Consider the following 20,819-nt stretch of genomic DNA (forward strand, 5'->3'; position numbering starts at 1 on the left):
GGGGCGGGCCGGGCGTTCAATGGACGCTGCGTCGAGCGGGGCGGCCACCAACCGACACCTTGTCGATCTACGTCCGGTCCACGTCGCGGCGCCTCGCTCCACGTGCGGTCCACGTCGCCGGGAACGTCGCCTCGACGACGAGCCCGCCCTCCGCCCCGCCCGGCCGGGCCTGTACGTGTCCGCCGTGCGCCTCGGCGACGGCCTCGACGATCGACAGGCCGAGGCCGAGGCCCTCGCGGCGCCGGGTGCGTCGGGTGCGTTCGGTGCCGAGTCGGCGGAACGGTTCGAAGAGCGGGTCGACCTGGTCGGCGGGGACGTGCGGGCCGCTGTTGCGGACGCGCAGGACGGCGCGGCCTTCGTCCTGCCGCCCCACCCACACCGTGACCCAACCCCCTTCCTCTTCAGGCGAGTTGTGGCGTACGGCGTTGTCGAGCAGGTTGCCGACGAGGCGCTCGACCAGGCGCCGGTCACCGAGCAGCGGCGCCGCCGCCAACTCCGTACGGATGGCGACCGGCACGTCACCGGAGGGCGGCAGCGCCTCCCGTACGACTTCGGCGAGATCCACGTACTCCCGTGTCTCCAGGCCGCGTTGGCCGCGCGCGAGCATCAGCAGCGCCTCGATGATCCGCTCCTGTTCCTCGGCCGCCGTACGCACCCGGCGGCAGGCGTCGCGCAGGGTCTCGGCGTCCGCGTCGGGGTCGTCGAGCGCCACGTCGACGACGGCCTGCTGGAAGGTGATGGGGGTGCGCAGTTCGTGGGAGACGTTGGCGACGAACCTCTTCTGCGCCTCGAAGGCGCCCTGGAGGCGGGCGAGCACGCCGTCGAACGTGTCGGCCAGGTCCTTGAGTTCGTCGCGCGGGCCGCCACTCACCGCGAGCCGTTCGTGCAGGTCGTCGGCGGAGATCCGGCGGGCCTTGTGGGTCATGGTGCGCAGCGGCGCGAGGGCCCGCCCCGCGACCAGCCAGCCCAGGGCGAGGGAGGCGAGCGCCATCAGGGCGAGCGCGATGCCGGACTCGACGAGCAGCCAGTACAGCTGCTCGTCGCGCTGCGCTTCGAGGCTCCGCTCGACGACGGCCTTCACGGCGGGGGCGCCGACGGGCAGCGGCGCGTCCCTCGAAACGGATCCCACCTTGGTCCCGGCCCAGTTCGACGTATGGGCCACCATCGCGTACACGAAGGCCAGCAGCACCCCGGCAGCGAGTACGAACAGGCCGCTGTAGAGGAGGGTGAGCCGCCACCGGACACTGCCGCGCGGCAGCCGCCGGAACCACGGCACTCCGCGCACGGCCGGTGCGCCACTCCCGTCCGGCGCGACGCCCGCCGCACCACCAGCCGCACCACCAGCCGCATCACCCGGCATACCGCCCGATATGCCGCCCGGTATGCCGCTCACACCCGGTACCCCGCCCGGTCGATCGTCTCGATCAGCGGTGGGTCGCCGAGCTTGCGGCGCAGCCTGCTCACGGTCACCTTCACGGTCTGCGTGAACGGATCGGCGGCCTCGTCCCAGGCCCGCTCAAGCAGCTCCTCGGCCGACACGACGGCGCCGCCCGCCGCGAGCAGCAGCTCAAGCACGGCGAACTCCTTCGGGCTGAGCGGGAGTTGGCGCCCGGCGCGGACCGCCTCCCGGCGCCCCGGGTCGAGCCGCAGGTCCCCGTGGACCAGGACCGGCGGCAGTGCGGGTTGCGCGCGCCGCCCCAACGCCCGTACGCGTGCGACGAGTTCGGTGAACGCGAACGGCTTCGGCAGATAGTCGTCGGCGCCCATGCCGAGCCCGGCGACCCGGTCCGCGACGGCCCCGGACGCGGTGAGCATGAGCACGCGCTCCCGCCGCTCCCCGGCCGCGAGCGCCCGGCACACCTGGTCGCCGTGCACGCCCGGCAGGTCGCGGTCGAGCACGACGACGTCGTACCCGTGCACGGTGACCCGCTCCAGGGCGGCGTCCCCGGCGTGCACCACGTCCACGGCCATGCCCTGGCGACGCAGCCCCGCGGCGACGGTCTCGGCGAGCTCTTCGTGGTCCTCGACCACCAGCACACGCATGGCGTCAGTGTGGCGGCGAGCCGGTTACGCGGGGATAAGGGCGGGCGTTCCCGTGCCGTAACCGCCCTACCGGTGAGGTGGATCCGGCGCCGCGGCCCCGTGGCGCACGTACCACTGGAAGGACGAACCCACCATGCGTACACCCGCACTTCGCCGCCGCCACCGCGTGCTCGCGGCCTGCGCGATGATCTCGGCCGTCACGCTCGGCACGGTCGCCGCCTCGTCGGCCTCCGCCACGGCCGGCGGCCACACTCCGCCGGAGCCGCCCGGTAACGCGGGCCCCGCCATCGGCTACCACCCGACGGACGACGCGCCGGACGACCTCAACGCCGCCAACGACACGTACGCCGCCTGCATGCGCGAGCACGGCCGGGCGGTCTTCCCCACCTTCCACGCCGCGAAGGACTCCGGCGGCGGGATCAGCTTCATCGTGAAGGTGCGGGTGCCGCGCGGCGAGAAGCCCGACCTGAACTCGGGCGCCTTCAAGAAGGCGTTCGACGCGTGCAAGGGCCCCTTGGAGAAGGCCGGCGTGACCTTCCCGAAGCAGGGCTTCCCGCAACCGCCCCGGCACCCCGGCAAGCCGGGCATCCCCGAGCAACCCCACGCGAAGAAGGCCGCCCTGAGCATCTGAACCGCCGAACCGCCGAACCGCCGGGCCGCCGAGCACACGGAACGCGACCGGCGGAGAGAGGGAAAACGGCGCGGGAGCGGAGCCCCTCAGGCCCCGCCCCGCGCCGCGATCGCCCGCAAGTACCGCCCGGTCATCCACCTCTGCACGCCCCGCGTCACCGGCCCGCCGAGCCGCGCGTACCAGTTCCCCGGCCGCGAGAACGCCCGCACCCGGAACCACACGGATCCGTCCGGCTCCCGCTCGACGACGAACGCCTCCTCACCGCACTCCGGATGCCCCGGCAGCGTCCCGTACGCGAAGCCGATCCGGGTCTCGTCGCGCACGACCCGTACCACCCGGCAGGGAATCCGCAGGAACAGCAGCCACAGCACCGCGTCCGCGCCCTCCCGGACGTCGTCGCCCGGCGTCACCCGCATCCCCACACCGCGCTGCGCGCCCCACGCGAGAACCGCCGCGCCGGCCCGCTCGAAGCACTCCTGCCCCGAGCCGAGCCGGACACGGCGGTCCATGTGGGCGTACCCCGGCGGCAGTTCACCGTCCGCCAGGGTCGCGCCGACCTCCTCGTACGTAAGACTCACGTCGTACGCGAAAGGCTCACGCGTCCAGCGACGTCATCACGTGCTTGATCCGCGTGTAGTCGTCGAAGCCGTACGCCGACAGGTCCTTGCCGTAGCCGGACTTCTTGAAGCCGCCGTGCGGCATCTCGGCGACGAGCGGAATGTGGGTGTTGATCCACACGCAGCCGAAGTCGAGGGACTTGGAGAAGCGCATCGCGCGGCCGTGGTCCTTCGTCCAGACCGAGGAGGCGAGCGCGTACTCCACGCCGTTCGCCCACTCAAGGGCCTGGTCCTCGTCCGTGAAGGACTGGACCGTGATGACCGGGCCGAAGACCTCGTTCTGGATGATCTCGTCGTCCTGCTTGAGGCCGGAGACGACGGTCGGGGCCCAGAAGTAGCCCTTCTCGCCGACCTGGTGGCCACCGGCCTCGACCTTGGCGTGCGCCGGGAGGCGCTCGATGAAGCCGGAGACCTGCTTGAGCTGGTTCGCGTTGTTCAGCGGGCCGAGGGCCGCGTCCTCGTCGTCCGGCATGCCGGTCTTGGTGTCGGCGGCGGCCTTGGCGAGCGCCTGCACGAACTCGTCGTGGATGGACTCCTGGACGAGGACGCGGGTCGCGGCCGTGCAGTCCTGGCCGGCGTTGAAGTAACCGGCCTCCGCGATGGCCTCGACGGCCTTGGCGATGTCGGTGTCCTCGAAGACGACGACCGGGGCCTTGCCGCCGAGCTCCAGGTGGACCCGCTTGAGGTCCTTGGCGGCGGACTCGGCGACCTGCATGCCGGCGCGCACGGAGCCGGTGATGGAGGCCATCGCCGGGGTCTTGTGCTCGACCATCCCGCGGCCGGTGTCGCGGTCGCCGCACACCACGTTGAAGACACCCTTGGGCACGATCGAGCCGATGATCTCGGCCATCAGGACCGTCGAGGCGGGGGTGGTGTCCGAGGGCTTCAGCACGACGGTGTTACCGGCGGCGAGCGCGGGCGCGAACTTCCACACGCCCATCATCATCGGGTAGTTCCACGGCGCGACCTGCGCGCAGACGCCGATCGGCTCGCGGCGTACGAAGGAGGTGAGGCCCTCCATGTACTCGCCGCCGGAGCGCCCCTCCAGCATGCGGGCGGCGCCCGCGAAGAAGCGGATCTGGTCGAGCATCATCGGGATCTCTTCGCTGCGCGTGAGCCCGAGCGGCTTGCCGCAGTTCTCCGACTCGACGGCGATGAGCTCCTCGGCGCGCTCCTCGAACGCGTCGGCGATCTTCAGCAGGTACTTCTGGCGCTCGCCGGGCACCAGGTCGCGCCAGGCCGGGAAGGCGGCCTCGGCCGCGGCCATCGCCGCGTCGATGTCGGCCTGACCGGACAGCGGCGCGGTCGCGTACGCCTCGCCCGTGGCGGGGTTGACCACCTCGGTGGTCCGTCCGTCGGCGGCGTCCCGGAACTCACCGTCGATGTAGTTGCGCAGACGACGCAGCTCACTCGTGCTCACTGCCAGCCCTCCTGACTGTTCGTGACTGTTCGCTGTCCAAAGCTTGAGAGTCCAAAGCTTGAGACGCCCACCCTAGTCGGTAGACCGACGTTTTCGACACCCCCCACCCCCGCTGAACTACGGAATTAGTGAGTATGACGCTCGTAAACAACGAATTTCATCGGTCTGGGGTTGCGGAACAGACGAGTCCTCGTGCACAGTGAGGCCGTGGCCAGTCGCAGCGCAGACCCCAAGGGACCCAGTTCGAGGAACGGCAGCAATCCGCCGCTCGACTCCGTCTCCCTCGCCATCATCGAACAGCTCCAGGAAGACGGCAGGCGCCCGTACGCCGCCATCGGCAAGGCCGTCGGCCTGTCGGAGGCGGCCGTGCGCCAGCGCGTGCAGAAGCTGCTCGATCAGGGCGTGATGCAGATCGTCGCCGTCACCGACCCGCTCACCGTGGGCTTCAGACGGCAGGCGATGGTCGGCATCAACGTGGAGGGCGACCTGGATCCCGTGGCCGACGCGCTGACGGCCATGTCGGAGTGCGAGTACGTCGTGATGACCGCGGGCTCGTTCGACCTGATGGTGGAGATCGTCTGCGAGGACGACGACCACCTTCTCGAGGTCATCAACCGACGCATCCGGGCCATCCCCGGAGTGCGCTCCACCGAGAGCTTCGTCTACCTGAAGCTCAAGAAGCAGACCTATATGTGGGGAACCCGATAGCCGTGAGCAAGGACCTCAGCCAAACCGCGTACGACCACCTGTGGATGCACTTCACGCGCATGTCGTCGTACGAGAACGCGCCCGTTCCCACCATCGTGCGTGGCGAGGGCACCTACATCTACGACGACAAGGGCCAGAAGTACCTGGACGGCCTCTCCGGCCTGTTCGTGGTGCAGGCCGGTCACGGTCGCCGCGAGCTCGCCGAGGTCGCCGCCAAGCAGGCCTCCGAGCTGGCGTTCTTCCCGATCTGGTCGTACGCCCACCCCAAGGCGGTGGAGCTGGCCGAGCGCCTGGCCCACTACGCCCCGGGCGACCTCAACAAGGTCTTCTTCACCACCGGTGGCGGCGAGGCCGTCGAGACCGCGTGGAAGCTGGCGAAGCAGTACCACAAGCTCAAGGGCAACAACCTCAAGTACAAGGTCATCTCGCGCGCGGTCGCCTACCACGGCACCCCGCAGGGCGCCCTGTCGATCACGGGTCTGCCCGCCCTCAAGGCCCCCTTCGAGCCGCTGGTTCCCGGCGCGCACAAGGTGCCGAACACGAACATCTACCGCGCCCCGATCCACGGCGACGACCCGGAGGCCTTCGGCCGCTGGGCCGCCGACCAGATCGAGCAGCAGATCCTCTTCGAGGGCCCGGAGACGGTCGCGGCCGTCTTCCTCGAGCCGGTGCAGAACGCCGGCGGCTGCTTCCCGCCGCCGCCCGGATACTTCCAGCGCGTGCGCGAGATCTGCGACCAGTACGACGTGCTGCTCGTCTCCGACGAGGTCATCTGCGCCTTCGGCCGCCTCGGCACGATGTTCGCCTGCGACAAGTTCGGCTACGTCCCGGACATCATCACCTGCGCCAAGGGCATGACGTCCGGCTACTCCCCGATCGGCGCGGCCATCGTGTCGGACCGGATCGCGGAGCCGTTCTACCAGGGCGACAACACCTTCTTGCACGGCTACACCTTCGGTGGCCACCCGGTGTCCGCCGCGGTCGGCCTCGCCAACCTCGACATCTTCGAGCGCGAGGGCCTCAACCAGCACGTGCTGGACAACGAGGCGAACTTCCTCAACACGCTGCAGAAGCTGAACGACCTGCCGATCGTCGGCGACGTCCGCGGAAACGGCTACTTCTACGGCATCGAGCTCGTGAAGGACAAGGCCACCAAGGAGACCTTCACGGACGAGGAGTCGGAGCGCGTGCTCTACGGCTTCGTCTCGAAGAAGCTCTTCGAGTACGGCCTGTACTGCCGCGCCGACGACCGTGGCGACCCGGTCATCCAGCTCTCCCCGCCGCTGGTCTCCGACCAGTCCACCTTCGACGAGATCGAGGGCATCATCCGCCAGGTCCTCACGGAGGCCTGGGCGAAGATCTGAGCCCACCCCTTCGGGAAAGCTCAACTGGCTTGATACGCGGCCCGGTTGCACCCATCCGAGTGAGATGGGGGCGGCCGGGCCGCGTCCTTTCTCCGGCCCTCGCCCGGTCGTATCTACGGTGCCCAGTGACCGATCGGCCCCGCCTTCGTTCCCCCGTACGGGGGAAGGCAACTGATCTGAACCGAGGTGTACGCGATGGTGGCCCCACCGGACAACGACGTGCTGTGGGCGCGTGCCCTGCACTACGCGCACGACGGAGCGGAGAGCGGATCCCGCGCCCTCACCGGTGTCTCGCTCGGTGTCCGCGAGGGCGAGATCCTCGCCGTCACGGGCCCGCGCGGCAGCGGCAAGACGACGCTCCTTCGCTGCCTGTCCGGTCAACTCCTGCCGCAGCAGGGCGAGGTGTGGTTCAACAGCACGCCCGTGCACACGATGAGCCCGCTGGTCCGTGAGCGGCTGCGCCGCGACCGGTTCGGCTGGATCGACCCCGAGCCCGTCCTCGTACCCGAGCTGAACGTGTGGGAGAACGCGGCCCTGCCGCTGATGCTGCGCGGCACCCCGCGCCGCGCCGCCAAGGCCACCGCCCAGGAGTGGCTCGACCGGCTCGACGTCGGCCGCCTCGCCCGCAAGCGCCCGCACGCCCTGTCCGTCGCCGAACGGCAGCGCGTCGCCATCGCCCGCGCCCTCGCGCACGCCCCGAACGTGGTGTTCGCCGACGAGCCGACCGCGACCCTGCACCGCGCCGACCGCGCCCACATCCTGCGCACCCTCACCGCCGCCGCCCGCTCGCACGCCATCACCGTCGTCCTCGCCACCCACGACGCCGAGGTCGGCTCGCTCGCCGACCGCACGGAGTCGCTGCTCGACGGGCGGCGCGTGCACACGGTGCCGCTGCCCGAGAAGGCCACCGAAGGGGAAGGCCGGGCCGCGTGCTCGCTCTCCGTCTAGCGCGCGGCGCGCACCCGCTGGTCCAGCTGCGCAGACTCCTCGTCGCCGCCGCGTCCGCGGGCACCGGCTTCCTGCTCCTGTGCACGCTCGGCCACGCCCTCGCCCACCCCGACGGCGCCGCGCACTCCGTGCTGCGCCTGGCCTGGTGCGCGCTGCCGCTCGCCGCGACGGTGTACTTCGCGGTCGCCGTGGCCCGCTCCGACCCCGGTACGAAGCCGCGCGCGGGCCTGTCCGCGGTCGGCCTCGGCCCGGCCCGGCTCACGCTCCTCGCCGCGATCTCCACGGCGATCGCCTGCACGCTCGGCTCGATGCTGGCGCTGCTGTTCTTCCTGCATCTACGAGGCGACCTCTCGGGCCTCCCGTTCGACGGCGCAGCCCGACAACTGCTCGCCGCCGACGAGCCGTTGCCCCTCGCCGCCGTGCTCACGCTCCTGACCTGGGTGCCGCTCACGGCGTCCGCGGCCAGCGCCCTCGCCCTGCGCCCGCGGCTCGCGGCGCCGGTCAAGGACACGGCGGAACCAGCGCAGCCGGCCACGCCCCCGACCGGCCTCCCGTGGGGCTTCGCGCTGCTCGCCGCGGGCCTCGCCGTGGAGACGTACGCGGCGAGCGCGCGCGGCGCCGCCGGGTCCCGGCTGCCGGGCGGCCTCACCGGCAGCCCGACCGGGGTGCTCGCCGGGTGGACGCTGACGGCGCTCGGCCTGGCGCTCGCCGGCCCCGGGCTCACGTACCTGTGCGGCAGGGCGCTGCAGTCCGTACGCCCCTCCGCGGTGCGGCTGCTCGCGGGCCGGGGGCTCCAGGAGGAGGCGCGGCGCGTCGGCCGCCCGCTCGGCGTGGTCTGCGCGGTGGCGTCGGGGGCGTACGCGGCGGGCGTCCTCTACGAGGAGGCCGGGCCCGGAGCCGGACCGCTGGCGACGCTCGGCGCGGTCCTCGTCGTCGGCTGCGCCCTGGCGACCCTGGCGACCGCGTCCTTCGAGGCCCGCCAGGCGCGGCGGCACACGACGGAGGCGCTGCTGCGGATCGGGGCCCCGGCAACGGCGCTGCGCGGGGCGGTGGTGCTCAGGGCGGGCGCGCTGCTGGCCGTGTTCGGTCCACTGACCTGGCTCATCGCACAACTTTCGGCCGCGCCCCTGACATCGCGATGAGTTTCGCCGACACCGGCCGTCTAACCTTGCATGACTCAGTATCAGCAAATGATCTTTCCGAACCTGGCCGTGAACGACCTGGCCGCGTCCACCAAGTTCTTCACGGAGCTGGGGTACGAGCGCAACGCGCAGTTCTCGGACGACACCGCCACCTCCATCGTGATCAGCGACCACATCGTGCTCATGCTGCTCACGAAGGAGAAGTACGCGGCCTTCACGAAGAAGGCGATCGTCGACTCGACGAAGAGCAGTGAGGTGCTGCTCGCACTGAGCGCCGAAAGCCGCGAAAAGGTCGACGAACTCGTCGACCGCGCCATCGCCGCGGGCGGCACCGAAACCGGCGAGAAGCAGGACCACGGCTTCATGTACGGCCGCGCCTTCGACGACCTGGACGGCCACACCTTCGAGGTCATGTGGATGGACCCATCAGTCGTCGAGAACTGACCAGCGACTGCCACCGGGCCACCGGTTGCCGTCGGGGGCCGGACCACCGGTTGCCGTCAGGGGCCGGACCACCGGTTGCCGTCAGGGGCCGGACCACCGGTTGCCGTCGAGGGCCGGCCACCGGTTGTCGCCGAGGGCTGACCGCCAGCCGACGACGAGGGCTGGCCACCGGCCGTGGTCGGCAACCCACCGACGACCGTGGTCGAGAGCGGGCTACAGGCCGTAGTCGCGAGCCCGCCACCGGCCGCCGCCGACAGCCCACCACCGGCCGACGTCAACAGCTGGCCACCAGCCGAGGTCGGCAGTCGGCCACCGGCCGTCGTCGGGAGCCGGTCGCCTCGCGTCGTCGGGAGTCGGCCAACGGCCTTGCGCGGCGCCGTGCTTAGCATGGGCGGGTGCCGACTCCAGAACATTCATCCGACCCGGCCGTACCCGGCACCACCTCCGACCGCGAGATCGAGACGCTCGCGGAGTTCGACGAGGTGGTCGCCGCGCACGGCTCGCTCGCCGGGCACCGGGTGCAGGCCGTCGATCTGACGGCCCGCACCGAACGGCTGCTCGGCGCCGACGTCGAGGGCGCCATATTCCTCGGCTGCCCCATGGACGAGCGGGCCGCGGCCGAAGTCAGAGCGCGCGGCGCCCTGGTCTTCCCGCCGGTCCCCGGCCTCCCCTTCGACCCGTACCGCGGCCACCTCTACACCCCGGACGAGCTCTTCGACGGCCTGTCCGACGAGGGCGGCGGCTACGCGGCAACCCCGGACGCCCGCGCGTACGACTGGTTCCAGCGGACCAAGGCCGACGGCGACGTATTCGCGTCGATGCTGCGCGCCGTGCACGACGACTCCGTCTCCGACGCGCTCGACGAACTCCTCGTCGGCGCACGGGTGGTGGGCGTCATGGGCGGGCACGCGATGGCGCGCGGCACGGACGCGTACGCGGGCGCCGCCCGGCTCGGCCGTACGCTCGCCCGCTCCGGCCTCACGGTGGCGACGGGCGGCGGCCCCGGCGCCATGGAGGCGGCCAACCTGGGCGCGTACGCCGCGCCGCTCGCCGACCCGATGCTCGACGACGCGCTCCAACTCCTCGCGAAATCCCCCTCGTTCACGCCATCGATCACCGACTGGGCGGCGGCCGCCTTCGAGGTACGGGACCGCTGGCCGGACGGCGGCCCGTCGGTGGGCATCCCGACGTGGTTCTACGGCCACGAGCCGCCGAACGCCTTCGCCTCCCACCTCGCCAAGTACTTCGCCAACGCCACCCGCGAGGACGGCCTGCTGGCCCGCTCCAACGCGGGCGTGATCTTCCTGCCCGGCGCGGCGGGCACGGTCCAGGAGATCTTCGACAACGCGACCCCCAACTACTACGAGTCACGCGGCGAACCGACCCCCATGGTGCTCGTCGACCGCACCCACTGGACGGAACGCCTCCCCACCTGGCCCCTTCTCCAGGCCCTCGCCCGCGAGCGCTCCATGGCGGACCGCATCGCACTCGTGGACACGGTCGAGGAGGCGGCGGACACGGTGCTGCGGCTCTCCGGCGGAAGCGCGGGTTCCGGGTCAAGGGCAGGTCAAGCCTGACTCCCTTGGGGGGCTGGGTTATTGACGCTGCGTCACTGGCGCCGATAAACGTGAGGGGACCGTGGGGGTGTTGAGCATTCGAGGTGCCCAAGCACCGTGCCACTCCCCCTCCCTTACGGAATCCCTGTGAAGGACGAACGTGTCCGTAGCCCCCCGCATATCCCCGCGCCTCGCCAGATTCGCGCTCACGACCGGCGCCGCGGCGGCCCTCACCCTCGGCGTCGCCGGCCAGGCGCTCGCCTGCAACATCAGCGAGTTCTCCGCCGAGGCCACCTGCTCCGGTGAGCAGGGCGTCATCACCGTCACCGACAAGGACCCCTCGGGCACCAAGGCGACGGTCTCCGTGTTCCTCAGCACCGACGGCTCGGAGAAGCTCATCGGTACGCAGGACGTGACGGGAACCCGCGAGGGCGCCGTCGTCACGTTCAAGGAGAACTGGCAGCCGAACGCCACCTACCGCGTCCACGTCAAGGCCGGAAACCAGGTCGACGAGGACATCAAGCCGAACGTGACGGCGCCGGGCAAGGCCTGCGCCCCCGAGAAGCCGGCCCCCTCGACGACGCCGCCCAAGCCGGCCCCGTCGACGACCGCCCCCAAGCCGGCCGAGCCGGCCCCCAACAAGACCACCCCCGCGGCGGCGGCCCCGGCCCCGAGCAACTCGGCCTCCCCGGCCGGTAGTTCGGACCTCGCGGAGACGGGTTCGAGCAGCAACACCCCCGTCATCGCGGGCATCGCGGGCGCGCTGGTCATCGCGGGCGGCGCGATGGTGTTCGCGCTGCGCCGCAGGGGCTCGACGCAGAAGTAACCCCCGCACGACCATGTGGCGCCCGCCCGTTCACCTCGGGCGGGCGCCACGCTCCACGGGCCCCGGCCCCACCCCGTCCCACCTCGGGCAATCCGCCGCCAAAGGCGCATCGGCACGCCCCCACCCCACCCCACCCCGCCTTGGGCAATCTGCCGCCAAGGGCGGCAGGGTGGGCAAGGCGGCCCCCGGCGCAGCGCACCCATCACGCCAGGCGCCCACCCCGGCCAGGCCCCGCGCGCCCCGGCCAGACCCCGCGCGCCCCGGCTAGGGCCCGCCCACCCCCAACACCACAACCTCCGCCGCATCGAACACGACCCCAACCACATCCCCCACCCCCGGCGCCGCCCGCAACGCACACGCCGCCTCAAGCCGCACCGCACCCCCGCCCTGAAGGTGCACCGCCACATGCGTCCCCCGGAAGGTCCGCGCACTCACGGTGCAGGTCAACTGCCCCTCCTCGACGGGCACAAGACGTACCCCCGCGGGCCGCACCAGAACCTGCCCCGCCCCCTGCTCCGCCCCCTCCGGCACCGGCACCTTCCCCCAAGGCGTATCCGCGACCGCCCCGGTCACCGTCGCCTCCACCACATTGTCGAACCCGAGGAACCGGGCCACGAACTCGTCGGCCGGCCGCTGCCACACCTCAAGAGGCGTACCGCTCTGCGCGATCCGCCCGTCCCGCATCACCACGACCCGGTCGGCAAGCGCGAACGCCTCCCCCTGGTCGTGCGTGACCGCGAGCACGGTCGTCCCCAACTCACCGAACAGCTCCCGCAGTTCGACGACGAGCCGCTCCCGCAACGACCGGTCGAGCTGCCCCAACGGCTCGTCGAGCATCAGCAACCGCGGCCTCGGCGCCAGCGCCCGCGCCAGCGCGACCCGCTGCTGCTCCCCACCGGACAACGACCCGACGGCCCGCCCCTCGGCCCCGGGCAGCCCGACAAGCGCCAGCAACTCCCGTACCCGCTCGGCCTGTTCACCCTTCCCCACCCCATGCATCCGCAGCCCGAACCCGACGTTGCGCCCCACGTCCCGCTGCGGAAACAGCTGATGGTCCTGGAACATCAGCCCGACGCCCCGCTTGTGCGCGGGCACCCCCGCCTGGTCGACGCCCCCGAGCGACACCCGCCCACCATCGAGCGCCTGCAACCCGGCGACGGCTCTCAGCAGCGTCGACTTACCGCTTCCGCTCGGCCCGAGCACACACACGATCTCGTGCTCGGCGACCTCCAGGCCCACCCCGTCGAGCACGGCGCGCCCACCGAACCGTACGGTCGCGTCGTCCAGCTCCAGCAGCGACATGAGAATCAGAACTCCCCGGTCTGGGCCTTGGCCGGCCGCATACGTTCAAGCACCAGCAGCGCGGTCGCGCACACCACCATCAGTACGGTCGAAAGCGCCATCGCCTGCCCGTAGTTGAGCTCCCCGGCCCGCCCGAGCAGCCGCGCCACGGCCACCGGCAACGTCGGGTTGTCGGGCCGCGCGATGAACACCGTCGCCCCGAACTCACCGAGCGACACGGCGAACGCGAACCCGGCGGCGATCACCAGCGCCCGCCGCACCATCGGCAGATCGACCTCCCGCCACGCCCGCACCGGCGAGGCCCCGAGCACCGCCGCGGCCTCCCGCAACCGCCCGTCGACGGCCCGCAGCACGGGCAACATCGTCCGTACGACGAAGGGAACACCCACGAGCGCCTGCGCGAGCGGCACCAGAATCCACGAGGACCGCAGATCCAACGGCGGCTCGTCGAGCGTAATCAGAAACCCGAACCCGACCGTGACCGCCGAAACCCCCAACGGCAGCATCAACAACGCGTCGAACCCACGCACAAGCCGCCCCGCATGCCGGGTAAGCGCCGCAGCGGCAAGCCCCCCGATCACCACGGCAATGGCGGTGGCGGCCAACGCATACTCCACCGAATTCCATACGGCATCGATCGGCGGCACAAGAAAAGTCCCACCGTCAGCGTCGCCGAGCGCCCGGTAATACCCGAACCCATACCCGCCCGGCGCATCGAGCGACCGCTCCACAAGCACCCCGAGCGGCAACACGATGAGCACAGCGACGGTCAGCAACACGCCCCCCAACAACGCCCATTGCCCACCCCCACGCGGCCGCCGCGACGTATGCGCGGCATCGACGAGCCGCAACGCACTCTCGCGCCGCCGCACGGTCCACGCATGCACACCCAGAATCAGCCCGACAGCGACAAACTGCACAATGGTCAACACCGCGGCGGTGGACAGATCAAAGATCTGCGCGGTCTGCCGATAAATCTCGACCTCAAGCGTCGAGAACCCCGGCCCACCCAAGATCTGCACGACACCAAAAGAAGTGAACGTAAACAGAAAGACCATCAACGCGGCAGCGGCAACGGCCGGCCCGAGCGCCGGCAACGTCACCCGCCGCCACGCCGCGAACCGCGAGGCCCCGAGCATCCGCGCGGCCTCCTCCTGCCGAGGATCGAGCTGCGCCCAAAGCCCCCCGACAGTCCGCACGACAACGGCGTAATTGAAGAACACATGCGCAAGCAGAATCGCCCACACAGTGGTGTCGAGCCGCACCCCCCACACCTCGTCGAGCAATCCCCCGTTCCCGACGAGCGCGAGAAAAGCAGTCCCCACCACAACAGTCGGCAGCACGAACGGCACCGTCACAACGGCCCGCAACACCTGCTTCCCCGGAAACTCGAACCGCGCGAAGACATACGCCCCCGGCAGCGCGATCAGCAGCGTGAGCACGGTCGACGCGACCGCCTGCCACACGGTGAACCACAGCACGTGCCGCACATCGGCCTGCCCGAGCACATCGAGCACCCGCCCCACCTGCCAGCCACCGTCGACGTGCAGCCCACGCTCGACGATGGCGACGACGGGATACGCGAAGAAGACACCGAAGAACACGACGGGCAGAGCCATCAGCCCCAGCCGCGCCGCACTCCCCCCACGCTTCCCGCCGACTGCTCCAGTCACTCCAGTTACTTGAGTACGAGCGACGTCCACGACTTCACCCAGTCGTCACGGTTGTCCGCGATCTTGCGGGGACTCATGGTCTCGGGGTCGTCGACCTTCACCGCGTACTTGGTGTAATCGGCGGGCACGGCGGCATTCTTCGTCACCGGATCGACGAACATGTTCAGCGGCATGTCCTCCTGGAACTTCTTGGACACCAGGAAGTCGAGCAGCGCCTTGCCGCCCTTTTCGTTCTGCGCCCCGTTCAGCAGCCCCGCGAATTCGATCTGCTGGAAACAGGTCCCCTTGGCGACCCCGACCGGCGAAGTCTTCGGCTGCGGATCCGCGAACACGGCCTCGGCAGGCGGCGAGGAGGCGTACGAAACAACAAGCGGCCTCTCACCCCCGGCCTTCTTCCCCCCGGCGCTCCCACTGAACTCCTCGTTGTAGGCCTGGTCCCAACCATCCACGACCTTGACGCCGTTGGCCTTCAACTTCTTCCAGTACGCCTGCCAGCCGTCGTCCCCGTACTTCGCGGCGGACCCGAGCACAAAGCCGAGCCCCGGCGACGAGGTCGACGCGTTCTCGGTGACGAGCAAGTTCTTATAGGCGGGCTTGGCAAGATCAGCAAAAGACGACGGAGGAGCAATCTTGTGCTTCTCGAAATACGCCTTGTCGTAATTGACACAGAGCGCCCCGTTATCAACGGGGGTCACCCGATTCTTCCCGGCATCAAGCTGGTACTGGCTCTTCACCTCGTCCAAGCCCTTGGCCTTGTACGACGAGAAAATCCCATTGTCGAGTGCCCGCGAGAGCAGCGTGTTGTCGACGCCGAAGAGGACGTCGCCCTGCGGATTTCCCTTGGAAAGAATCGCCTTGTTGACGGCCTCCCCGGCATCCCCGTCCTTGAGCACGCGGACCTTGTACCCGGACTTCTTCTCGAAGTCCTTCAGCACGCCCTTCGAGACGGCCCACGAGTCGTGGCTCACCAGGGTCACGGTCTTGGAGTCCCCGCCGGCGGCCCCGGAGCCGCCCCCGGACGCCCCGCACGCGGACAGCGCGACAAGCCCGATCCCCACGCCCACGGCAACGTACGCGCGACCGGCCGGCTTCTTCCTACTTCTCACTACTTCATTCCTCCTGGAGCGGACCAGGAGAAGACGCGGCCCTGCCCGGTGCCGGGCAGGGCGCAACAGCTTGAGTGGTGTCCGAACTTCCTACCCGGAATGACCCGGGCAAGGTCCAGAGGGTCTGCGGCCGTGCCGCACTCTCAGCGCTGTGGCGCTCCCCTGTCGGAAATACAGATGCAGTTGTCGTGCTTACGACAGCCAGGCTACCGCTCGGTGGCCGCCAGCTGTCCACAGGCCCCGTCGATCTCCTGGCCACGGGTGTCCCGAATCGTCACCGGTACACCATGTGCGGCGATGGCCTCGACGAATGCCTTCTCGTCCTCGGGCCGCGAGGCGGTCCACTTCGAACCCGGCGTCGGGTTGAGCGGAATCAGATTCACATGCACGGGCTTCCCCTTGAGCATCCGCCCGAGCCGGTCACCCCGCCACGCCTGATCATTGATGTCCCGGATCAACGCGTACTCGATCGAAAGCCGACGCCCCGACCGGGCAGCGTACTCAAACCCGGCATCAAGCACCTCGCGCACCTTCCACCGCGTATTCACGGGTACGAGGGTGTCGCGCAGCTCGTCGTCCGGCGCGTGCAGCGAGATGGCGAGCCGGCACTTCAGCCCCTCATCGGTGAACCGGTTGATGGCGGGCACAAGCCCGACCGTCGACACGGTGATCCCCCGCTGACTGAGCCCGAGCCCGTCCGGCTCCGGGTCGGTGAGCGCGCGGATGGCCCGGATGACCCGCTTGTAGTTGGCGAGCGGCTCGCCCATCCCCATGAACACGATATTGCTGAGCCGCGCCGGCCCACCCGGGATCTCCCCGTCCCTGAGAGCCCGCATCCCATCCACGATCTGATGCACGATCTCAGCGGTCGACAGATTCCGGTCGAGCCCGGCCTGCCCGGTCGCACAGAACGGACAGTTCATCCCGCACCCGGCCTGCGACGAGATGCACATCGTCACGCGATCCGGATACCGCATCAGCACGCTCTCCACGAGCGTCCCGTCGAACAGCTTCCACAACGTCTTACGCGTGGTGTCACTGTCGGTCGACAGATGCCGCACCACGGTCATCAGCTCCGGCAGCAACGCCTCCCGCAGCTTCTCGCGCGACCCGGCGGGGATGTCGGTCCACTCCGCGGGGTCGTGCGCGAACCGCGCGAAGTAGTGCTGCGACAGCTGCTTGGCACGAAACGGCTTCTCACCGATCTCGGCAACAGCTTCCTTCCGCTCCGCAGGCGAAAGATCAGCAAGGTGCCGCGGCGGCTTCTTGGCCCCGCGGGGGGCGACGAACGTCAGTTCTCCGGGCTTAGGCATAGCGCTTCCAGTGTCGCAGACAAACGACGGTGCCCTGGATCCGTCACCTGGGACGCCTGTCACGGGCCGTCACGCGGGATCCCGCACAGCCTCCAGGTACGCCCACGCCCTCGCTCCCGACACCAGCGTCACTTCGACGCGCGCGTAGTCGTCCACCTCGTAGTCGTCCGCCGCCGCCAGCTCCTCATCGGTCAGCCCCAGCACGGCACCCTCGACCGCGTCGGCCGGGTCGTCCGACGGCACGACGAGCAGGTGTCGATCGGTGCCGCTCACCGCGATGACCTCGGGGTCCGTGATCCGGATCTCCGTCGTACGGAAACCGGGCAGCGCATCACGCCGCCTGAGTTCGTACCGACAGGGAAGACAGAGTGGGCGGCAGGATTAACAAGCCCGGCCACACGCCCAGTCACACGAGCACACGAGCCCGGGAGGACGAGCCCCTCGCCGCCCTGCAGCCCTCCAGCCCTGCAGCCCTGCAGCCCTGCAGCCCATGGCAATATCGCGTGATGCCAAACGAATACGTACGGTTCCAGTCGGCCACACCCGACCAACGAGGCCAGTTCAAGGGCGTGTTCGGGCTGGTCAACAATCTCGCCAGGGACGGACGGCTGACGGCCGAGGAGGACCGGTTCCGCAAGGCGAACAACGCCTGGTACGACGCCGCGTACACGGACCCCTCCACCGTCGACCCGAGCGTGTACGACCAGGTCGTGAACCCCGGAGCCACGGCCTGGTTCAAGCCCTCGGCCGCCCATCTCATCGATCGCGTAGCCGGCTACGTGGCGATTCTCGACGCGCACGGCGTGGACTGCCGCGCCGTGCGTTCGGCCGACCCGGGACGGGTCGTCTACGAGGACGACGTACAGGTCGTGGTCGTCCCTCACGCGCGATGACGAGCGGAAGCGTCCCGGACGAAGCACCCCAGGGTGAGTTGTGTGAACCACCTGCACCGCGACGCATCCACGTTCGATGATGTCGACGTGCAGGAAGCCTTATTGATCAAGCTCATCGGTACGGCTCCGGCCATCCTGTGGGTGGCCTTCGCCTCCGTCGTCTACTTCACGCTCCGCGGCACGATCGTGCAGCGCCTCGTCCCGCGCGTCACCGCCGTACGGGCGCTCGGTATCGAGGTGGAGATGGCCGGAGAGCTGCTGGCGGAGGCCGAGAGCCGCGCCGGTTCGCCCGGACAGGCCGAAGAGGAGCAGGCTCCCCCGGTCGCCCGTACGTCGACACGGCGCGCGGCCCTGGGGCGGCTCGAGCACGCCGCGGAGCTGCTGCAGGGCGGCAGGATCCTGTGGGTCGACGATCATCCGTCGAGCGTCGCCCCGCTCGTGGAGCTGTTCCGCGGCGTGGGAATGACCGTCGAACTCACGGTGTCCACCGACGAGGCCATGCCGCTGCTGCGAAGCCGGCCGTACGACATCTTGATCAGCGACATCGACCGGGGCGGGGATCCACAGGCCGGCATCAGGATGCTCAGGACGCTGGAGAACGACCGCGTCCGGGTTCCCGTGCTGTTCTACACGGGGAACTTCGACCCGGAGCGAGGTGTCGACCGCCGCATCTTCGCGGCCACCACCTCGCCCGTCGAGCTGGTCAACTACGTCATCGACCTCATGGAGCGAGCGCGACTCGCGTCACTGTGACCGCCCCGCCGGCGTACGAATCGCCGCGATGTCGAACTGAAGGCGGACCTTCTCGCTGACCATGTTGCCGCCCTGGGCGAGCCGGGCGTTGTACGTCAGGCCCCAGTCGGTGCGGTTGATGGTGGTCGTGCCGTCGAAGCCGACGCGTTCGTCACCGAAGGCGTCCGTGACGAAGCCGATGTAGGTGAGGTCGAGGGCGACGGGCCGGGCGACGTCCTTGATGGTGAGGTCGCCGTGCATCCGGTAGACGTCCTCGCCCACCAGTTCCACGGCACCGCTCTTGAAGGCCATCCGCGGGAACTGGGCGGCGTTCAGGAAGTCACGGCCCACCACGTGGGCGTCGCGCTGCTCGACTCCCGTATCGACGCTGGCGGTGGCGAGGACGAGTTCGGCGGACGAACGGGACGGGTCCCGGCCGTCGAAGTAGAGGCGGCTCTCGTACTGCGTGAAGGCGCCGCGCACCGTGGTCACCATGGCGTGCCGCACGGAGAACCCGATCCTGCTGTGCGCGGGGTCGACCATCCACTCGCCGGTGAGCGCCGACATGGAGGGGTCGAAACCGGCGGGATCGGGCAAAACCGCGGTGCCGGCGGCCCCCGGAGCAGCGGATCCCTCTGTACGCCGGGATGAGAAGCTGCGACCGAAAATGTTCATGAGGAACGTTGTTACTTCAGCGTAAAGAACGCCCGCAAGCCCCCCTCAACGAACCTGACCACCTTCGCGAACAGGTCTTCACAAGTTGCCGCAGGCACATATACGAAGAGCCCCCGCCCGGTTACGGACGGGGGCACTCGTACGAGTCGCCGTGGGTTCAGGAACCGACGAACAGCACCAGCAGCAGCCACACCACCGGCGCCGTGGGCAGCAGCGAGTCGAGCCGGTCCATGATTCCGCCGTGGCCCGGCAGCAGCGTCCCCATGTCCTTGATGCCGAGGTCCCGCTTGATCATGGACTCGCCGAGGTCACCGAGGGTCGCGCTGGCCGCGACGCAGGCGCCGATGACCAGGCCCTGCCACCACGTACCGCCGTCCACCAGGAACTGCATGCACAGCACGCCCGCCACCATGGCGAACGCCACCGCGCCGAGCAGGCCCTCACGCGTCTTGCCGGGGCTGATGCGCGGCGCGAGCTTGTGCTTGCCGAAGCGCCAGCCGACCGCGTACGCCCCGGTGTCACTGACGACCGTCAGGATCAGGAACGTAAGAACACGCCACGCCCCGTCGTCCGCGGTGAGCATCATCGCCACGAAGGTCGCGAGGAACGGTACGTAGAAGGCGGCGAAGACCCCCGCCGTGACGTCCTTCAGATAGCCCTCGGGCGGCTCGGTCATCCTCCACACGAGGACCGCGAGCGCGGTGAGCGCCATCGCCACCCAGGCGCCCTGGGCGCCGCGCACATACCCGGCCACCACCATGGCCGCGCCGCCGACCGCGAGCGGTACGAGCGGCGCCTTGATGCCCTTGCGCTCCTCGAGCCGCGAGGTCAGCTCCCACAGGCCGACAACGACGGCGACCGCTATCACGCCGACGAACACGGCCTTGACGATGAAGAGCGAGGTGATGATCACCGCACCGAGCCCGACGCCGACACCTATGGCCGCCCCGAGGTCCCGGCCCGCACTCTTCTTCTTGGGCGCGGGCGGCTCGGACTGCGAAGACGGCTGCGCGGACTGCGACGGCTGCACCGGCTGCGCGGGCTGCCGGCGCGGCGCGGCGGGCGCCGACTCCCGCGGCACCTCGTCGCGGAACAAGGGGCCACTCAGCCGAGCGGCCCCCCGGTCGTCCTGATCGTCGCCCCTTCCGTCACCAGAGGGCGTATCGGGCATATCGGGCACGATGGGCATGGGCCGAGTCTCATCGACCGCGTGCCGTTCGTACGCGGGACCCGCCGGAGCGGCCCCTTGCTCGTACGACGGCCGCGACTCGTACGAGCCGTCGTACGACCCTTCTTGACCGTACGGGGGCCGCTGACCGTACGGGGGCTCCTGCCCGTACGACGACGGGTCGTACGAGGCGTCACGCGAGGCGTCGTACGGCAGGCCTTGGCCGTACTCCGGCACCTGCCCGTACGCGGGATCCTG

At 70.1% G+C, this 20,819-nt stretch carries 21 protein-coding genes and 1 riboswitch; of the genes, 10 read left to right on the plus strand and 11 right to left on the minus strand.

Translation table 11 applies throughout. The features are described from left to right. Nucleotides 1–67 precede the first annotated feature (67 nt). Together RBJ65_RS24430 and RBJ65_RS24435 are read right to left on the minus strand one after the other, a co-directional pair. Nucleotides 68–1,393 (minus strand): HAMP domain-containing sensor histidine kinase, encoded by a 1,326-nt coding sequence (locus tag RBJ65_RS24430; RefSeq protein WP_306318689.1) that lies wholly within the window; start codon nt 1,391–1,393, stop codon nt 68–70. Continuing rightward, nucleotides 1,390–2,043, minus strand: a complete 654-nt coding sequence (locus RBJ65_RS24435) for a response regulator transcription factor (RefSeq protein ID WP_306318690.1) — start codon at nt 2,041–2,043, stop codon at nt 1,390–1,392. Before RBJ65_RS24435 ends, RBJ65_RS24430 begins: the two co-directional genes overlap by 4 nt. Nucleotides 2,044–2,176: 133 nt before the next feature. On the opposite strand from RBJ65_RS24435, the gene RBJ65_RS24440 reads away from it, so the two are divergent. Then, nucleotides 2,177–2,674: a hypothetical protein gene (locus RBJ65_RS24440; RefSeq protein ID WP_306318691.1), complete on the plus strand. Its 498-nt coding sequence runs from the start codon at nt 2,177–2,179 to the stop codon at nt 2,672–2,674. Between the two features lie 86 nt (nt 2,675–2,760). Here RBJ65_RS24440 and RBJ65_RS24445 read toward each other — a convergent pair whose 3' ends face one another. Both RBJ65_RS24445 and RBJ65_RS24450 read right to left on the minus strand, forming a co-directional pair. Further along, nucleotides 2,761–3,252: a DUF1990 family protein gene (locus RBJ65_RS24445; protein WP_306318692.1), complete on the minus strand. Its 492-nt coding sequence runs from the start codon at nt 3,250–3,252 to the stop codon at nt 2,761–2,763. Nucleotides 3,253–3,268: 16 nt separating this feature from the next. Continuing rightward, nucleotides 3,269–4,711 carry a gamma-aminobutyraldehyde dehydrogenase gene (locus RBJ65_RS24450; RefSeq protein WP_306318693.1) on the minus strand — a complete coding sequence of 481 codons (1,443 nt, stop codon included), beginning with the start codon at nt 4,709–4,711 and terminating at the stop codon, nt 3,269–3,271. A gap of 192 nt (nt 4,712–4,903) precedes the next feature. Here RBJ65_RS24450 and RBJ65_RS24455 point away from each other — a divergent pair, with 192 nt between their 5' ends. The 7 genes from RBJ65_RS24455 to RBJ65_RS24485 all read left to right on the plus strand — a co-directional run bounded on the left by RBJ65_RS24455 (nt 4,904) and on the right by RBJ65_RS24485 (nt 11,699). Next, the gene (locus tag RBJ65_RS24455) at nt 4,904–5,419 is read left to right on the plus strand and encodes an Lrp/AsnC family transcriptional regulator (RefSeq protein WP_306318694.1); all 516 of its coding nucleotides are present in this window, start codon (nt 4,904–4,906) and stop codon (nt 5,417–5,419) included. Continuing rightward, a complete protein-coding gene (locus tag RBJ65_RS24460) occupies nt 5,404–6,783 on the plus strand; it encodes an aspartate aminotransferase family protein (protein WP_306318695.1) in 1,380 nt (459 codons plus the stop codon). Before RBJ65_RS24455 ends, RBJ65_RS24460 begins: the two co-directional genes overlap by 16 nt. Nucleotides 6,784–6,978: 195 nt before the next feature. Beyond that, nucleotides 6,979–7,731 (plus strand): ABC transporter ATP-binding protein, encoded by a 753-nt coding sequence (locus RBJ65_RS24465; protein WP_306318696.1) that lies wholly within the window; start codon nt 6,979–6,981, stop codon nt 7,729–7,731. Then, the gene (locus tag RBJ65_RS24470; protein ID WP_306318697.1) at nt 7,713–8,873 is read left to right on the plus strand and encodes a hypothetical protein; all 1,161 of its coding nucleotides are present in this window, start codon (nt 7,713–7,715) and stop codon (nt 8,871–8,873) included. The genes RBJ65_RS24465 and RBJ65_RS24470 overlap by 19 nt, the downstream gene beginning before the upstream one ends. A gap of 30 nt (nt 8,874–8,903) precedes the next feature. After that, nucleotides 8,904–9,317, plus strand: a complete 414-nt coding sequence (locus tag RBJ65_RS24475; RefSeq protein WP_306318698.1) for a VOC family protein — start codon at nt 8,904–8,906, stop codon at nt 9,315–9,317. 395 nt (nt 9,318–9,712) lie between these two features. After that, the gene (locus RBJ65_RS24480; protein ID WP_306318699.1) at nt 9,713–10,894 is read left to right on the plus strand and encodes an LOG family protein; all 1,182 of its coding nucleotides are present in this window, start codon (nt 9,713–9,715) and stop codon (nt 10,892–10,894) included. A gap of 139 nt (nt 10,895–11,033) precedes the next feature. Beyond that, complete coding sequence (locus tag RBJ65_RS24485; protein ID WP_306318700.1) at nt 11,034–11,699, plus strand: LAETG motif-containing sortase-dependent surface protein; 666 nt, start codon at nt 11,034–11,036, stop codon at nt 11,697–11,699. 264 nt (nt 11,700–11,963) lie between these two features. Here the strand turns inward: RBJ65_RS24485 and RBJ65_RS24490 are convergent, their stop codons facing one another. The 5 genes from RBJ65_RS24490 to RBJ65_RS24510 all read right to left on the minus strand — a co-directional run bounded on the left by RBJ65_RS24490 (nt 11,964) and on the right by RBJ65_RS24510 (nt 17,366). Beyond that, complete coding sequence (locus RBJ65_RS24490) at nt 11,964–13,001, minus strand: ABC transporter ATP-binding protein (protein WP_306318701.1); 1,038 nt, start codon at nt 12,999–13,001, stop codon at nt 11,964–11,966. 5 nt (nt 13,002–13,006) lie between these two features. Further along, complete coding sequence (locus RBJ65_RS24495; protein WP_372341254.1) at nt 13,007–14,704, minus strand: ABC transporter permease; 1,698 nt, start codon at nt 14,702–14,704, stop codon at nt 13,007–13,009. Continuing rightward, on the minus strand, nt 14,680–15,738 hold the full coding sequence (locus RBJ65_RS24500) for a thiamine ABC transporter substrate binding subunit (RefSeq protein ID WP_306332171.1): 1,059 nt from the start codon (nt 15,736–15,738) through the stop codon (nt 14,680–14,682). Before RBJ65_RS24500 ends, RBJ65_RS24495 begins: the two co-directional genes overlap by 25 nt. 111 nt (nt 15,739–15,849) lie before the next feature. Further along, nucleotides 15,850–15,954: riboswitch (TPP riboswitch) on the minus strand. A 32-nt stretch (nt 15,955–15,986) separates the two neighbouring features. Continuing rightward, nucleotides 15,987–17,093, minus strand: coding sequence for a 23S rRNA (adenine(2503)-C(2))-methyltransferase RlmN (rlmN, locus tag RBJ65_RS24505; RefSeq protein ID WP_306318910.1), 1,107 nt, complete (start codon nt 17,091–17,093; stop codon nt 15,987–15,989). Nucleotides 17,094–17,162: 69 nt separating this feature from the next. Beyond that, nucleotides 17,163–17,366, minus strand: coding sequence for a gamma-glutamylcyclotransferase (locus tag RBJ65_RS24510; RefSeq protein ID WP_306318703.1), 204 nt, complete (start codon nt 17,364–17,366; stop codon nt 17,163–17,165). Between the two features lie 233 nt (nt 17,367–17,599). Between RBJ65_RS24510 and RBJ65_RS24515 the strand changes: the two genes are divergently transcribed. Then, entirely contained in the window at nt 17,600–17,986 is a 387-nt protein-coding gene (locus RBJ65_RS24515; protein WP_306318704.1) for a hypothetical protein, read from the plus strand. 42 nt (nt 17,987–18,028) lie between these two features. Then, entirely contained in the window at nt 18,029–18,739 is a 711-nt protein-coding gene (locus tag RBJ65_RS24520; protein WP_306318705.1) for a response regulator, read from the plus strand. Here the strand turns inward: RBJ65_RS24520 and RBJ65_RS24525 are convergent. Beyond that, nucleotides 18,731–19,393, minus strand: a complete 663-nt coding sequence (locus RBJ65_RS24525; protein ID WP_306318706.1) for a YceI family protein — start codon at nt 19,391–19,393, stop codon at nt 18,731–18,733. The two genes, RBJ65_RS24520 and RBJ65_RS24525, sit on opposite strands and share 9 nt — an antisense overlap. A gap of 157 nt (nt 19,394–19,550) precedes the next feature. Continuing rightward, a complete protein-coding gene (locus RBJ65_RS24530; protein WP_372341264.1) occupies nt 19,551–20,777 on the minus strand; it encodes a phosphatidate cytidylyltransferase in 1,227 nt (408 codons plus the stop codon). Nucleotides 20,778–20,819 lie beyond the last annotated feature (42 nt).

This window comes from Streptomyces sp. KL109B, assembly GCF_030766935.1.
In the GTDB taxonomy this organism is placed as follows: domain Bacteria; phylum Actinomycetota; class Actinomycetes; order Streptomycetales; family Streptomycetaceae; genus Streptomyces.